This is a genomic window from Geodermatophilus sp. SYSU D00703, from assembly GCF_054050155.1.
This window is the reverse complement of record NZ_JBJGYU010000026.1, coordinates 1-14134: the sequence shown is the minus strand read 5'-3', so window position 1 is coordinate 14134 and position 14134 is coordinate 1. Positions and strand designations below refer to the sequence as shown.

Here is a 14134-nt window from a genome sequence, read left to right as displayed (position 1 = left end):
AGCTGTCCGTGTCCCGTTCCCTGGCGAAGCGCGCCGTCACCGTGGCGGTGCCGGCATGAGGACCGTCGTCGTCACCGACCCGCCGCGGGCCGACGTCGGCGAGGCCGAGAAGCTGGGCACGTTCGGCGTGGCCACCGTGCACGAGGCGCTGGGCCGTGTCGGCTACCTCGGCCCGGAGTACCGGCCCGCGTGGCCGGGCGCCCGGATCGGCGGCACCGCCGTCACGGTCGTGTGCTGGCCCGGCGACAACCTGATGATCCACGTCGCGGTCGAGCAGTGCCGGGCCGGCGACGTCCTCGTCGTGGCCACCAACTCGCCCTCCACCGACGGGTTGTTCGGCGAGCTGTTCGCCACCGCCCTGGCGCGCCGCGGCGTGCGGGGCGTGGTCCTGGCCAGCGGCGTGCGCGACGTCGCGGAGCTGCGCGAGATGGGCTTCCCGGCGTGGTCGCGGGCGATCAGCGCGCAGGGGTCGGTCAAGGCGACCGCCGGTGCGGTGAACGTGCCCGTCGTCCTCGGCGGCCAGACGATCCACCCCGGCGACGTCGTGCTCGGCGACGACGACGGCGTGATGGCGGTGCCGCGGGCCGACGTCGGCCGGGCGCTGACCGCCTCGCAGGCCCGGCTCGACAAGGAGGCCGCCGCCCGCGCCGCCTTCCAGGAGGGGCAGCTGGGGCTCGACCGCTACGGCCTGCGGGAGCGGCTGCCCGAGTTCGGCATCGAGTACCTGACCTACGAGGAGTACCGGAAGGAGGCCGGCGGTGACTGACGTCTCCGGCTACGACGACGCCGGGGTCCGCTGCACGATGCTGCGCGGCGGCACCTCCCGGGGCCTGTTCTTCGAGCCGGGCGACCTCCCCGCCGACCCCGCCGCTCGCGACGACCTGCTGCTGCGGCTCATGGGCACCCCGGACCCGCGGCAGATCGACGGGCTGGGCGGCGCGACGTCGCTGACCAGCAAGGTCGCCGTCGTCGGGCCGTCGGAGCACCCGGACGCCGACGTCGACTACCTGTTCCTGCAGCTGGGGGTGGACGAGGCCACCGTGAGCACCCAGCAGAACTGCGGCAACATCCTGGCCGGCGTCGGGCCGTTCGCGGTCGAGCGCGGCTTGGTGCCGGCCGGCGGCGACGAGACCACCGTGCGGATCCGGATGGTGAACTCCGAGAGCGTCGCCGTCGCCACCTTCCCCACGCCGGGCGGCCGGGTCGAGTACAGCGGCGACGTCGAGATCGCCGGGGTGCCGGGGACCGCCGCGCCCGTCGTGCTCGCGTTCACCGACACCGAGGGGTCGGCGACGGGCAGCCTGCTGCCCACCGGGCACGTCCGCGACACCGTCGACGGGGTCGAGGTCACCTGCGTCGACAACGGCATGCCGGTGGTCGTGGCGACGGCCGGGTCCCTCGGGCTGACCGGCGACGAGCCGCACGAGCAGCTGGCCGCCGACGCCGGGCTGCTCGAGCGGGTGGACGCGCTGCGCACCAAGGCGGGGCAGCTCATGGGCCTCGGGGACGTCAGCCGCTCCTCGGTGCCCAAGACCGTGCTGCTCGCCCCGGCCCGGGACGGCGGGCAGGTGCGCACGCGGTCGTTCATCCCGGTGCAGCCGCACACCTCGATCGGCGTCCTGGCCGCGGTGAGCGCGGTGACCGGCATGCTGCTGCCCGGGGCGGTCGGGCACGAGCTGACCGCCGACTGGGCCGCCAGCCGGTCGCAGGTCGACGTCGAGCACCCGACCGGCCACCTGCTGGTCGACGTCGTGGTGGACGCCACGGCCACGCCACCTCGGGCCGTCCGCTCCGGTGTGGTGCGGACCGCGCGCAAGCTCTTCGACGGCACCGCGTTCCCGCGTGCCGCCGCCGAGGGGAGCGCCCGGTGACCGCCCGCATCGCCCTGCTCGGGCTGGGCGAGGCGGGGGCGGAGATCGGCCGCGACCTCGTCGCGGCCGGCGCCGACGTCCGCGGCTACGACCCCAAGGGCATCGTGGTCGAGGGCGTGCAACCGCGCGGCAGCGAGGCCGAGGCGGTCGCCGACGCCGACCTGGTGCTCAGCGCGAACAGCTCGCACGACGCCGTGACGGCGCTGGGAAACGCACTGCCGGCGCTGCGCCCGGGCACCGTCTGGGCCGACCTGAACACCGCCTCCCCGGGGGTGAAGGCCGCGCTGGTGGAGCAGCTCGCCGGCCGCGACGTCCCGGTCGTGGACGTGGCGCTCATGTCGCCGGTGCCGGGCAGGGGGCTGCGCACGCCGATGCTCGTCTCCGGCGAAGGCGCGGACCGCTACGCCCATGTGCTCGCCGGCTTCGGGATCCAGGTGACCGTCCAGCCCGGCCCCGCCGGCGAGGCGATCTCCCGCAAGTTGCTGCGCAGCGTCTTCTACAAGGGCCTGGCCGCCGCGGTCGTCGAGGCGCTCGCCGCGGCCGAGGCCGCCGGCTGCGCCGACTGGCTGCGCGGCGACATCAGCGCGGAGCTGGCCGGCTTCGACGAGCGGACCATCGACCGGCTGGTCGACGGCACCCACCGGCACGCCCGGCGCCGCGCCGACGAGATGACCGCCGCCGCCGACCAGCTCACCGAGCTCGGCGTGCCGCCCCGGATCGCCGCCGCCGCCCGCGACCTGCTCGTGGAGCTGCGGGACCGGCAGGACACCTGACCGCCGGCGCTCCGGCCACCGACCACACCGCGAGGAGAGACCGCATGATCATCGACTGCCACGGCCACTACACCACCGCCCCGGCGGCGCACACCGCCTGGCGCGAGTCGCAGGAGGCGGCGTTCGGCGCGGGCGAGGAGCCCCCGCCCTACCCGCGGATCTCCGACGACGAGATCCGCGAGACGATCGAGGGCAGCCAGCTGCGGCTGAAGGCCGAGCGGGGCATCGACCTGACCGTCTTCTCGCCCCGCGCCTCGGCGATGGGCCACCACGTGGGCGACGAGGCCGTGAGCTCCCGCTGGGCCCAGGTCAACAACGACCTCATCGCCCGGGTCGTCGAGCTCTACCCGGACTCCTTCATCGGGGTCTGCCAGCTCCCGCAGTCGCCCGGCGTCCCGATCGCCTCCTCGGTGGCCGAGCTGCGGCGGTGCGTCGAGGAGCTCGGCTTCGTCGGGTGCAACCTCAACCCCGACCCCAGCGGCGGCCACTGGACGTCGGCACCGCTGACCGACCGCAGCTGGTACCCGTTCTACGAGGCGATGGTCGAGCTCGACGTCCCGGCGATGGTGCACGTGTCCGCGGTGACCAACCAGAACTTCCACGCCACCGGGTCGCACTACCTCAACGCCGACACGACGGCGTTCATGCAGCTGGTGCAGGCCGACCTGTTCAAGGACTTCCCGGACCTGCGGCTGGTCATCCCGCACGGCGGCGGGGCGGTGCCCTACCACTGGGGCCGCTTCCGGGGGCTGGCCGACATGCTCGACCGGCCGGCCGTCGAGGAGGCGGTGATGCGCAACGTCTTCTTCGACACCTGCGTCTACCACCAGCCCGGCATCGACCTGCTGTTCGGGGTCATCGACGTCGACAACATCCTGTTCGGCTCGGAGATGGTCGGCGCCGTCCGCGGGATCGACCCGCGGACCGGGCACCACTTCGACGACACCCGGCGCTACGTCGACGCGCTCGACCTGTCGCCGGAGGACCGCGCGAAGGTCTACGAGGGCAACGCCCGCCGGGTGTACCCGCGGTTGGACGCCGCCCTGGCGGCCCGCAACCGCTGAGCCGGCACCGCTCGCGGCCTCGGACGGGGGTGGTCGCCGCACGCCGCGGCGGCCACCCCGGATCCCCTCGTGCAGCGCCGGTGTCCATCGCCGTCCGCGATCGCTGGGGCCACGCCACGGTGTTGGACTGATCGCTGCGTCTCTGGCGAGACTCGGTGTGGCGCGGGCCACGACGGAGGGTCGGCCGGCTGCGCCCCGGATCGTCGACTGGAGAGGTCATGCCCCCGCTGCACGAGATCGCCCACCTGGCCCACGTCGAGCTGCGCACCCCGGTGCCGGAGCGGAGCCTCGAGTTCTTCACCCGGTACCTCGGGATGACGGAGAACGGGTCGGACGGGGACTCGGTCTTCCTGCGGGCCTGGGACGACTACGAGCAGGCGACCATCAAGCTCACCGCGCACACCACCTCCGGTGTCGGGCGCACGAACCTGCGCGCGGCCGGCCCCGAGGCGCTGCAGCGCCGGGTCGCGGCGATCGAGGCCACCGGGCGGGGGATCGGCTGGCAGGACGGCGACCCGGGGTACGGGCCGACGTACGTGTTCACCGACCCCGACGGGCACGAGCTGGGCCTGTACTACGAGTCGGAGTGGTACACCCCGCCGGCCGAGCTCAAGCCGTCGCTGAAGAACCAGGCCCAGGCCTATCCCTCGCACGGGGTGGCCGTGCGGCGGCTGGACCACATCAACTACCTCGGCGTCGAGCCGGTGGAGAACCGGGACTTCCTGCGCGACACGCTCGGTGCGCTGGTCACCGAGCAGATCGTCATGGACGACGGCGCCGTCGCCGGCAGCTGGACCACCTTCACCAACAAGACCTACGACGCGGTCTACACCCGGGACTGGACGCAGACGCCGGGCCGGCTGCACCACATCGCCTTCGCCGTCGACACCCGCGACGGCATCCTGCGCGCGGCCGACATCGCCCTGGAGCAGGGCGTGCACATCGAGACCGGACCGCACAAGCACGCCATCCAGCAGACGTTCTTCCTCTACGTCTGGGAGCCCGGCGGCAACCGGATCGAGCTGTGCAACGCCGGGGCGCGGGTGGTGCTCGCCCCGGACTGGCAGCCGGTGGACTGGACCCAGGCCGAGCGGGCCAAGGGGCAGGCGTGGGGGCTCAAGACCATCGAGACCTTCCACACCCACGGCACCCCACCGGTCGACCCGGCCGGCTGACGCCGCCGTCCGCCGGTACCGGCGCCCCGTCCGCACCGCGGGCGGGGCGCCGGTGTCGTGAGCACTCCCGGCGCGGTCACGCGCCGGGCGCCTCGGGGTCCGCGGCGGGCGCCTCGGGTCCCTCGGCGAGCAGCAGGTAGAGCGACCGGCGGGCGTCGGCCAGGATCCGCGCCGCCGCGGCGCGCTGGGCGTCCGTGCCGGTGCGGGCCACCTCGCGGACGGCGCCGTGCAGCTGGTGCACCAGGCCGGGCAGGTCGTCGCCCGGCCCGGCCCCGGCGCGGCCGGCGAACGGGTCGGGCCACGCCTCCTGCCGGGTCCCGACGTGCTCGCGCCCGGCCTCGGTGAGCGTCACGAGCTTGCGGCCGGCCTCCGCGGTCACCGTGACCAGGCCCTCGTCCTCGAGCTGGCTGATGGTCGGGTAGATCGCGCCGGGGCTCGGGCTCCAGCGGCCGCCGCTGCGGTCGGCGATCGCCTGCATCAGCTGGTAGCCGTGCATCGGCTCCTCGGCGAGGAGCAGCAGGACCGCGGTGCGGACGTCACCGCGCGGTGCGCGTCCCCGTCCACCGCGGCGGTGGGGGCGCGGCGGACCGTCGACCGGACCGGCGAAGCCGCGGCGGGGGTGGTGGTGGCGCTGGCCGGGGTGCCGGCCGTCGCGCTCTCGGAAGGGGTTCACGATGTCCTCCTGACGTATCGAGTGACAGTAACGATACATCGTTACCATCATCAGCCCACGCCTGGGATGGCCGCCGTGGGAGCCCGTGGGAACGGGCCCGCGCGCCCCGACGTGTTCACAGGGACCGTCCAGCCGCAGCACGGGATCCGTCGAGGACGAGCGCGCATCGTCGTCCGCGACCGAGGAGGTGGCCATGCCGACCGCGCCCGTCCTGACCGCGCCGTGCCGGCTCCCGACGCCGGTGGCCGACGGCGGCCGCGCCCTCGTCGTGATCGCCGGCCTCCCCGGGAGCGGCAAGACGACGTTGCTGCGGCGGCTGCTGGGGAACGGCGTCCCCGGTGTGGTCGCCCACGACTCCGAGCAGGTCGCCGCCGGTCTGCGCAACCCGCTGCGCCTGCCCTACCGGCTGCTCCGACCGTGGGTGCACCTCCGGCACCGGTGGCGGGTCCTGCGCAGCGTCCGGGGTACGGCGCCGGTCGTCGTCCTCACCGACCCGTGGACCAGCCGGGCCTGGCGAGGAGCCGTGCTCCGGGCCGCCCGGAGGGCCGGCCGGCCGCTGCGCCTGGTGCTCCTCGACGTGCCGCGGGAGGTGGCCGAGAGCGGGCAGGCCGCCCGTGGACGCCGGATCCCGGCACGCCGGATGCGCCGGCACGCGGCCCGGTGGAGCCGGCTGCTGCAGGACCCCGGTGCGGGCGACGTGCTCGTCGTCGACCGGGTGCGGGCCGGCGAGGCGACCCTGCGCGAGGTCCTCGGCACCCCGGGACCGGGCGGCTCCTGACGGCGTCCCTCAGCGGCCGCCGGCGACGTCGACCACGGTCGCCGTCACGTAGGAGGACTCCGGGGACAGCAGCCACGCCACGACGGCGGCCACCTCCTCGGGGTCCCCGCCCCGGCGCATCGGCACCGTCGGCGCGAGCCGGTCCACCCGCTCGGGCTGCCCGCCGGATGCGTGGATCTCGGTGCGGATCAGACCGGGGCGCACCGAGTTCACGCGGATCCCGTCCGTCGCGACCTCCTTGGCCAGCCCGACGGTGAGCGCGTCGACGGCGGCCTTGCTGGCCGCGTAGTCGACGTACTCCTCCGGGCCCCCGAGGACGGCGGCCCGCGAGGATACGTTGACGATGGCGCCGCCGTCCCCTCCGCGCCGGATGGACATCGTGCGGACCGCCTCGCGGGCGCAGAGGAACGCCCCGAGGGTGTTGACCGCCAGCGTCCGCTCGATGCGGGCGGCGTCGAGGTCCTCGACGCGGGACCGGATGCCGAGGACACCGGCGTTGTTCACCAGACCCCGCACGGGGCCGAGGGTGGCCGCGGTCGCGAACAGGTCCAGCACGTCGGGCTCCCGGGAGACGTCGGCCCGGACGGGAAGGGCCTGCGCGCCGGCCGCCCGGCAGGCCCCGGCCACCTCGGCGGCGGGCTCCTCGCGGCTGGTCCAGGACAGGCACACGTCCCAGCCGTCGCGCGCCAGCCGCAGGCTCGTCGCGGCGCCGATGCCACGGCCGCCCCCGGTCACCACGCACACGCCACGACCCACCGCCGACACCTCCGGAACGCTCGGGACACCGGTCGGCGAGTCTGGCAGGGGACCGGATCAGTCGTCGTCCCAGTCCTCGTCGTCCCAGTCGTGGTCGTGGTCGTGGTCCCAGTAGCCGTCCCGGTGCTCCTCGTGCCAGCCATCGCCTCCGCCGCCCCCGCCGCGGCCGTCGTCGGACAGCGCGGCCCCGCTCAGGGCGCCGAGGAGGACGAGGAGGAGGGCGGCGACGAGGAGCACGACCGCCACCCGCGCCGTCCTCAGCCGGCCGGTGGCGGCGGCGGTCAGGGAGGCCCGGACCTGCTCGACCACGAGCGTCCCGAGCGACCGCCAGCCCGGCGCCGTGCGCCCGGAGGGCGCCGGCGGCAGGTCCTCGGTCAGCGGGCCGAGGTCGTCCAGGTGGACGGCGGCGAAGGCGTCGGCCATCCGTTCACTGCCCTCGTCCGGCGTGAGCAGGCCGCGGGCGATCGCGTCCTGCAGGCGCGTGACGGTGGCGAGGCGGTCGACGTCCGAGGCGCGCATCCGCGGTGCGGCCGTCGGCGCGGGGTCCAGGTCGATCAGGGGTGGCATGGCTGCTCCTCCCGGTGGGCGACGCGGAGAGGAGGACAGCGTGCACCCGTACCCGGGGGAGCGGGCGGGGTTCCGGCGCAACCCGGTCCGGAACGCACGAGGCCCCTGCCCGGCGGGTGCGCCGGGCAGGGGCCTCGTGCCGTTGCGTGCGGTCAGGCGCCGACCGGCGCCTGCAGGGGCTGCGGGGTGAACATCGGCGGCTCCTGCTCGGGGGTCAGCGCGGTGGGCCCGTAGAGCCAGTCGACGAAGCCGTAGTCGTGGACGTCCCGTTCCCGCAGGACGCGGTTGCGGGCCTCCCGCTCCGCACCGGTGAGGTGCCAGAGCTCGCCCCAGGCGCGGGCGGTGGTCAGCACCCGCCGGCAGTGCTCGGGCCGCACCGCGTCGTACGCCGCGAGCGCGGCGTCCCAGTCCGGGCCCCCCTCGGCCAGCTGCGCGCCGACGTGCTCGGACAGCACCCAGGCGTCCTCGATCGCCATGACCGCGCCCTGTGCGAGGTACTGCAGCGGCGGGTGGGCGGCGTCCCCGGTCAGTGCCAGCCGGCCCTGGACCCAGGTCGGGATCGGGTCGCGGTCGAACATCCGCCACCAGCGGTCGCGCCACATGAGCGGCAGGCCGGTCCGCACCTGGTCGCAGGTGTCGGCGAAGGCGGCGTCGAGCTCGTCGGGGGTGCCCCAGTCGTCCTCGCCGGCCAGCGCCTTCGGCGACCGGAACACCGCCACCTGGTTGAACATCTCGCCCCGGCGCAGGGGGTACTGCACGAAGTGGCAGTGCGGGCCGACGTAGAGCACGACGTCGCTCATCGAGACGTCCATCTCGGCGACCTGCTCCGCGGGGATCGCCCCGCGGTAGGCGACGTAGGCCGAGCTGACCGGCTCGTCGTCGCTGATCAGCCGGCGGGCGACGGAGTACAGGCCGTCGGCGGCGATGACGACGGGGGCGGTCTCCCGGCCGCCGGCGTGCACCACCGTGGCGCCGCCGTCCACGTGCTCGTAGCCGGTCACCTGCACGTCGTTGACCAGGTCCACGCCGGCGGCCCGGCAGGCGCGCAGCAGCGTGCCGTGCAGGTCGCTGCGGTGGATCACCACGTAGGGGAAGCCGTAGCGCTCCCTCGCGTCGGCGAGGTCGAGGCGGGTGAGCACCGACCCGTCGACGGCGTCCCTCATGACCAGGTTCTCCGGCCGCACGCCGAGGGACAGCACCTCGTCGAGCAGCCCCCAGGAGGCCAGGATGCGGGTGCAGTTCGGGGCGATCTGCAGGCCGGCCCCGACCTCGCCGAACCGGGAGGCGCGCTCGAGGACGCGGACGCGCAGCCCCTTCCGGGACAGCGCCAGGGCGTTGGCCAGGCCGCCGATGCCGCCACCGACGACCAGGACGTCGGGACCGCCGCTCATCAGTCGCCCTCCAGCGCCGCCGGGTCCGCGACGACCGCGTTCTCGCACCGGCCGAGGCCGCTGATCTCGGTGGTCAGGCGCTGGCCGACCTCCAGGTAGCGGGCCGGCTCGCGGGCGTGGCCGACGCCGCCGGGGGTGCCGGTGGCGATGACGTCGCCCGGCCGGAGGGTGACGATCGTGGAGACGTACTCGACCAGCGCGACCGGGTCGAACAGCAGGTCGCCGGTCGTGTCCTCCTGCACCGTCTCGCCGTCGACGCGGGTGCTGATCTCCAGGGTCGGGCGGACGCCGCCGGGCAACTCGTCGGGGGTGACCAGGTAGGGGCCCAGGGGAGTGGTCGCCTCCCAGTTCTTGCCCTGCAGCCACTCGCGGGTGCGGAACTGCCAGTCGCGGCAGGTCACGTCGTTGAGCACGGAGAAGCCGGCGATCGCCGCCTCGGCCTGCGCGCCCGTCGCCCGGCGGACGGGCGCGCCGATGACGACGGCGAGCTCGCACTCCCAGTCGAACGCGGTGGTCTCCGGCGGCTTGACGATGTCGTCGTTGGCGCCGACGAGGGTGTCGGCGTACTTGGAGAACAGCGTCGGGTACTCGGGCAGGTCCCGGCCCATCTCCAGGATGTGGTTGCGGTAGTTGAGCCCGACGCAGACGACCTTGCCCGGCCGCGGGACGACCGGCGCGAAGGCCGCGCCCCGGGTGTGGGACACCTCCCCGGTCGCCGCCGCGGCCCGTGCCGCCCAGCCCGGGTCGGCGAGGAACGCGCCCAGGTCGTCGGCGCCGAGGTCGACCAGGTGCTCGTCGTCGACGCGCACCGCGCGGGTGGCGCCGTCGAGGGTGCGGATGGTGGCCAGCTTCACCGGTCACCGCCCACGGCGACGCGGTCGAGGTGCAGCGCCTCGAAGATCGGGGTGTCGCTGAACCGGAACAGGTCCAGCGCGCCGGAGTCGGAGTCGCTCGGACCGGCCTCCGAGCGCACCGACAGCGGCTGCCACGAGGGGACGACGAACAGGTCGCCGCGCTCCACCCGCCAGGAGGCCTCGCCCACGGTCACCGTGCCGGTGCCGTCGAAGACCTGGAACACCGAGGAGCCTGCCTCGCGCCGCGGAGCGGTCTCGGTGCCGCGGCGGACGCGGTGCATCTCGGCGCGGATGGTCGGCAGCACGTCCCCGCCGGTGGTTGGGTTGGTGTAGCGGACCGCGGCGTGGCCGGGCTCGACCACCCCGGGCGCGCCCTCGGCCTCCAGCTCCAGCTGGTCGGTCAGCGCGGCGTCGGTGTCGACCCACCGGTAGTTGAGCAGCGGCGTGCCGGGAGTGGCGCCGGGCGCGGACACCGGCCGCAGGCCGGGGTGGCCCCACAGCCGCTGCGACCGGGACCGCTCCGGCGTCGTCTTCTCCTCGTCGCTGATCCGGTCGCGGCCGAACTCGAAGAACTGCGACTCGGAGGTGTACTGGAACGGGATGTCCAGCCCGTCGATCCAGGCCATCGGCCGGCTCGCGGCGTTGTGGTGGGCGTGCCAGTTCCAGCCGGCCTGCGGCAGGAAGTCCCCGCGGTTCATCGGCACCGGGTCGCGGCCGACGACGGTCCACACGCCCTCGCCCTCGACGACGAAGCGGAACGCGTGCTGGGTGTGCCGGTGCTCGGGGGCGTCCTCGCCGGGCATCAGGTACTGGATGGCCGCCCACAGCGTGGGGGTGGCGTAGGGCTTGCCGCCCAGGGCCGGGTTGGCCAGCGCGATGGCGCGCCGCTCGCCGCCGCGGCCGACCGGGACCAGCGAGCCCGCGCGGTCGGCCAGCTGCAGCAGGTTCGACCACCGCCACACGTGCGGCACCGCGCGCGAGCGCGGGTGCACCGGCATGAGGTCGCCGATCTCGGTCCACAGCGGGACGAGCAGCTCGCGCTCGAACCCCCGGTAGAGCTCCTCGAGCTCCGGCGTCGGCGTCGGCTGGTCGGGGGAGTCGACGGCGGTCAGCGAGACCGGTGAGGCGAGTTGCTGCGTCATGACAGGGGTACCTCCCGTGCGTCGAGGGTCGAGGAGGAGGGACGTCGCCCTCCCGGTGGTCCGCTGACGGAAGCGTCCACCTTTTCCGCAACAGGGGATAACGTTTTCTGTTGTGAAGAACCGCCCCGCGTACGCCATCGCGTCGGTCGACTCCGCGCTGCTGCTGGCCACCCTGCTGCAGCAGGAGGGGGCGATGCGGGTGACCGACGCCGCCGAGCGCCTCGGGGTCTCGGTGTCCACGGCCCACCGGCTGCTGGGGATGCTCGTCTACCGCGACTTCGCCGAGCAGCTGCCCGACCGCCGCTACGGGGCCGGCCCGGTGCTGCGCAGCGGTCCCGTGCAGCAGGAGCCGGTCGCCCGGCTGCGCGAGGTCGCGGTGCCGCACCTGCGCCGGCTGGTCGACGCGCTGGGGGAGACGGCCAACGTGATGGTCCTGGCCGGCGCCGTGGTGCGCTTCGTCGCGACCGTGGAGTGCGACCAGGTCCTGCGGGTCGGCGACCGCACCGGCCGGACGCTCCCGGTGCACCTGAGCTCGGGCGGCAGGGCGGCGCTGGCCACGCTCGGCCGCGAGCAGCTCGCCGCCGTCCTCGCGGGGTTGGACGAGCCGGCGGCGGCGCGGCTCGAGCGGGAGCTGCGCACGATCCGGCGGCGCGGCTTCGCGGTCAACGACCAGGAGACCGAGACCGGGCTGACCGCGATCGGTGTCGCGGTGCCCGACCCCGCCGGCGCCGCCCGGGTGGCGCTGTCGCTGGCCGTGCCGACGGCGCGCTACTCCCGCGACCGGCTGCCGGTCTGGAGCTCCGCGCTGACCTCGACCGCCGCGGCCGTGGCCCGCGACCTCGCCCTGCTCTGACCGGCGCCGGGCGTCAGTCCGGGTCGACGACGGTGCAGGGAGGGCGTCTGCCGCGTGGTGCCGGCGGCCGACGCGATCTCGTCGACCGTGGTGGCCGCGTGAGCGCCGGCCTCGAACAGCTCCCGCGCCTGGCCGAGCGGCAGCTCCCGGGTCATCCGCTCCTGTGCCGCCCGCAGCCCGCCCAGCCCGGGAGCGTGGGTCAGGCCGCTCCCGACGGGCCGGGAGTCCGCCGCTGACGGGAACCCGCGAGGTGGAGGTCCTCAGCCGGAGCGCCGCGCCGTCCGAGGCAGGACCCCTGACATTCTGTTCTGCAGAATCCGCTCCGGGAGAGCGGGTGTCGTGGGTCACGATCCGGACCGCACCACGACCACAGGGGAGGACGACGTGCCGGACCAGCGCGACCAGGCCGAGGACCAGCGCAGGACGCTGGCCGCGGCCAACCGCGTCCTCGTCGACCAGCGCATCCTCGACGCCTTCGGGCACGTCAGCGTGCGCTGCGCCGACGACCCCGGCGCGTTCCTGCTCTCGCGCAACCTCGCGCCGGGGCTGGTCCAGCCCGACGACGTCCAGCGGATCACCCTCGACGGGACGACGGACGACCCCCGCCCGTCCTACCTCGAGCTCCACATCCACGCGGAGATCTACCGCGCGCGGCCGGACGTCGCCGCCGTCGTGCACAGCCACTCGCCGGCGGTGATCCCGTTCGGCGTGGCCGGCACGCCGCTGCGGCCGGTCCTGCACATGGCCGGCTTCCTCGCGCCGGAGGTGCCCGTCTTCGAGGCCCGGGACACCCTGGGGACGGCGTCGGACCTGCTGATCCGCACCGCCGAGTCCGGCGCGACGCTGGCCGCGTCCCTGGGCTCGGCCTCGGTGGTGCTCATGCGCGGCCACGGGTCCACCGCGGTGGGCGCGTCGCTGCAGGAGGCCGTGTACCGGGCGATCTACACCGAGGTGAACGCGGGCGTGCAGGCCGAGGCCCTGCGCCTCGGGGAGCCCACCTACCTCACCGACGAGGAGGCCGCCGCGACCGTGGCCACCAACACCCCGCAGATCGCCCGCGCCTGGGGCTTCTGGCGCGATCGCGTCCGCTGATCCCCCCGCTCTGCCCGCACCCGTCGCACGAAGGAGTCCGACCGTGACCGCAGCCAGGGCGCGCGCCGTCGCCGCCGGTGCCGCAGCACTGCTCACCCTCGCCGCCTGTGGTGGCGGGTCCGACGACGCCGGGGGCGGGGGAGGGGAGGGCGGGCTGACCCCCGTCACCATCGGCACCCAGCCGATCGTCGACTCCGCGCCCCTCTACCTCGGCGTCGACCAGGGGTTCTTCGAGGAGGAGGGCATCGACCTCACCATCGAGAGCGCCTCGGGCGGGGCGGTCGTCGTCCCCAGCGTCGTCTCCGGCGACTACCAGTTCGGCCGCGGCAACGTGCTCTCGACGATGATCGCCGTCGACCAGGGCCTGCCGCTGACCTGCATCACGAACGCCAACTCCACCGCCGGCAACCCCGACTTCGGCGCCGTGGTGGTGCCCGCGGACTCGCCGATCCAGTCGATGGCCGACCTGGCCGGCCGCACCGTCTCGGTCAACACGCTCAACAACATCGGCGACACGACCATCCGGGCCGTCGTGGAGAACGCCGGCGGGGACCCGAGGGCCGTCGAGTTCGTCGAGATCCCGTTCCCCGACGCCCCGGCCGCCCTGCAGAGCGGCCAGGTCGACGCCGCGTGGATCCTCGACCCGTTCCTCACCGAGGCGGTGGACGCCGGCGCCCGGGTGCTCTCCTACAACTTCTCCGACTTCCACCCGGAGCTCGACATCTCCTGCGTGTTCACCTCGCAGCAGCTGATGCAGGAGGACCCGGAGCTGGTCGCGGCCTTCCAGCGGGCCATGAACCGGTCGCTGGAGTTCTCGCAGCAGAACCCGGAGGAGGTGCGGCGGATCACCGGCACCTACACCGAGATCGACCCCGCCGTGCTCGAGCGGATCGTCATCCCGACCTTCCGCACCGACTTCAGCCGGGAGGCGATGGAGCTGCTCGGGGCCAAGGCGACCGAGTACGGGACCCTCTCGCAGGAGCCCGACCTCGACCAGCTGCTGCCCTGACCGCGGGCGGTCGTGTCGGCCGGTGACACGAGGGCGGGGGGGGGGGGGGGGGGGGGGGGGGGGGGGGGCCCGGCGCGCGCCGCCCCCCCCCCCCGCGCCGCGGCGCCCCCCCCCCCCCGCGCCGGGGGGGGGGGGG

Annotated in this window: 15 protein-coding genes; 9 read left to right on the top strand and 6 right to left on the bottom strand. The window is 75.0% G+C overall.

Annotated features, from left to right (window positions below):
- The first annotated feature begins 55 nt into the window (after window positions 1–55).
- From ACI782_RS19815 to ACI782_RS19795, 5 genes are all read left to right on the top strand, one after another.
- Window positions 56–766, top strand: a complete 711-nt coding sequence (locus ACI782_RS19815; protein WP_456911803.1) for a 4-carboxy-4-hydroxy-2-oxoadipate aldolase/oxaloacetate decarboxylase — start codon at window positions 56–58, stop codon at window positions 764–766.
- The gene (locus ACI782_RS19810) at window positions 759–1871 is read left to right on the top strand and encodes a 4-oxalomesaconate tautomerase (RefSeq protein ID WP_456911802.1); all 1113 of its coding nucleotides are present in this window, start codon (window positions 759–761) and stop codon (window positions 1869–1871) included. Before ACI782_RS19815 ends, ACI782_RS19810 begins: the two co-directional genes overlap by 8 nt.
- On the top strand, window positions 1868–2644 hold the full coding sequence (locus ACI782_RS19805; protein ID WP_456911801.1) for a DUF1932 domain-containing protein: 777 nt from the start codon (window positions 1868–1870) through the stop codon (window positions 2642–2644). The genes ACI782_RS19810 and ACI782_RS19805 overlap by 4 nt, the downstream gene beginning before the upstream one ends.
- Window positions 2645–2688: 44 nt before the next feature.
- Window positions 2689–3708: an amidohydrolase family protein gene (locus ACI782_RS19800; protein WP_456911800.1), complete on the top strand. Its 1020-nt coding sequence runs from the start codon at window positions 2689–2691 to the stop codon at window positions 3706–3708.
- A gap of 218 nt (window positions 3709–3926) precedes the next feature.
- Window positions 3927–4883 carry a VOC family protein gene (locus ACI782_RS19795; protein WP_456911799.1) on the top strand — a complete coding sequence of 319 codons (957 nt, stop codon included), beginning with the start codon at window positions 3927–3929 and terminating at the stop codon, window positions 4881–4883.
- Window positions 4884–4959: 76 nt separating this feature from the next.
- Here ACI782_RS19795 and ACI782_RS19790 read toward each other — a convergent pair whose 3' ends face one another.
- On the bottom strand, window positions 4960–5556 hold the full coding sequence (locus ACI782_RS19790) for a PadR family transcriptional regulator (protein WP_456911798.1): 597 nt from the start codon (window positions 5554–5556) through the stop codon (window positions 4960–4962).
- 193 nt (window positions 5557–5749) lie between these two features.
- Between ACI782_RS19790 and ACI782_RS19785 the strand changes: the two genes are divergently transcribed.
- Window positions 5750–6334 carry an AAA family ATPase gene (locus tag ACI782_RS19785; protein WP_456911797.1) on the top strand — a complete coding sequence of 195 codons (585 nt, stop codon included), beginning with the start codon at window positions 5750–5752 and terminating at the stop codon, window positions 6332–6334.
- A gap of 9 nt (window positions 6335–6343) precedes the next feature.
- On the opposite strand, the gene ACI782_RS19780 is transcribed toward ACI782_RS19785, so the two are convergent.
- The 5 genes from ACI782_RS19780 to ACI782_RS19760 form a co-directional block, all read right to left on the bottom strand.
- A complete protein-coding gene (locus tag ACI782_RS19780) occupies window positions 6344–7090 on the bottom strand; it encodes an SDR family oxidoreductase (RefSeq protein WP_456911796.1) in 747 nt (248 codons plus the stop codon).
- 57 nt (window positions 7091–7147) lie between these two features.
- Window positions 7148–7657 carry a DUF1707 SHOCT-like domain-containing protein gene (locus ACI782_RS19775; RefSeq protein ID WP_456911795.1) on the bottom strand — a complete coding sequence of 170 codons (510 nt, stop codon included), beginning with the start codon at window positions 7655–7657 and terminating at the stop codon, window positions 7148–7150.
- 152 nt (window positions 7658–7809) lie between these two features.
- Window positions 7810–9048 (bottom strand): FAD-dependent oxidoreductase, encoded by a 1239-nt coding sequence (locus ACI782_RS19770; RefSeq protein ID WP_456911794.1) that lies wholly within the window; start codon window positions 9046–9048, stop codon window positions 7810–7812.
- Entirely contained in the window at window positions 9048–9902 is an 855-nt protein-coding gene (locus tag ACI782_RS19765) for a fumarylacetoacetate hydrolase family protein (protein ID WP_456911793.1), read from the bottom strand. The genes ACI782_RS19770 and ACI782_RS19765 overlap by 1 nt, the downstream gene beginning before the upstream one ends.
- Window positions 9899–11044, bottom strand: a complete 1146-nt coding sequence (locus ACI782_RS19760) for a cupin domain-containing protein (protein ID WP_456911792.1) — start codon at window positions 11042–11044, stop codon at window positions 9899–9901. Before ACI782_RS19760 ends, ACI782_RS19765 begins: the two co-directional genes overlap by 4 nt.
- A gap of 112 nt (window positions 11045–11156) precedes the next feature.
- Between ACI782_RS19760 and ACI782_RS19755 the strand changes: the two genes are divergently transcribed.
- From ACI782_RS19755 to ACI782_RS19745, 3 genes are all read left to right on the top strand, one after another.
- Window positions 11157–11897: an IclR family transcriptional regulator gene (locus tag ACI782_RS19755; protein WP_456911791.1), complete on the top strand. Its 741-nt coding sequence runs from the start codon at window positions 11157–11159 to the stop codon at window positions 11895–11897.
- 384 nt (window positions 11898–12281) lie between these two features.
- Window positions 12282–12989: a class II aldolase/adducin family protein gene (locus tag ACI782_RS19750; protein WP_456911790.1), complete on the top strand. Its 708-nt coding sequence runs from the start codon at window positions 12282–12284 to the stop codon at window positions 12987–12989.
- Window positions 12990–13032: 43 nt separating this feature from the next.
- Window positions 13033–13998 (top strand): ABC transporter substrate-binding protein, encoded by a 966-nt coding sequence (locus ACI782_RS19745; protein WP_456911789.1) that lies wholly within the window; start codon window positions 13033–13035, stop codon window positions 13996–13998.
- Window positions 13999–14134 lie beyond the last annotated feature (136 nt).

Coding starts and splice junctions, on each gene's coding strand:
- ACI782_RS19770 (WP_456911794.1), bottom strand. CDS start 9,048: ATGAGCGGCGGTCCCGACGTCCTGGTCGTCGGTGGCGGCATCGGCGGC.
- ACI782_RS19800 (WP_456911800.1), top strand. CDS start 2,689: ATGATCATCGACTGCCACGGCCACTACACCACCGCCCCGGCGGCGCAC.
- ACI782_RS19815 (WP_456911803.1), top strand. CDS start 56: ATGAGGACCGTCGTCGTCACCGACCCGCCGCGGGCCGACGTCGGCGAG.
- ACI782_RS19795 (WP_456911799.1), top strand. CDS start 3,927: ATGCCCCCGCTGCACGAGATCGCCCACCTGGCCCACGTCGAGCTGCGC.
- ACI782_RS19775 (WP_456911795.1), bottom strand. CDS start 7,657: ATGCCACCCCTGATCGACCTGGACCCCGCGCCGACGGCCGCACCGCGG.
- ACI782_RS19785 (WP_456911797.1), top strand. CDS start 5,750: ATGCCGACCGCGCCCGTCCTGACCGCGCCGTGCCGGCTCCCGACGCCG.
- ACI782_RS19760 (WP_456911792.1), bottom strand. CDS start 11,044: ATGACGCAGCAACTCGCCTCACCGGTCTCGCTGACCGCCGTCGACTCC.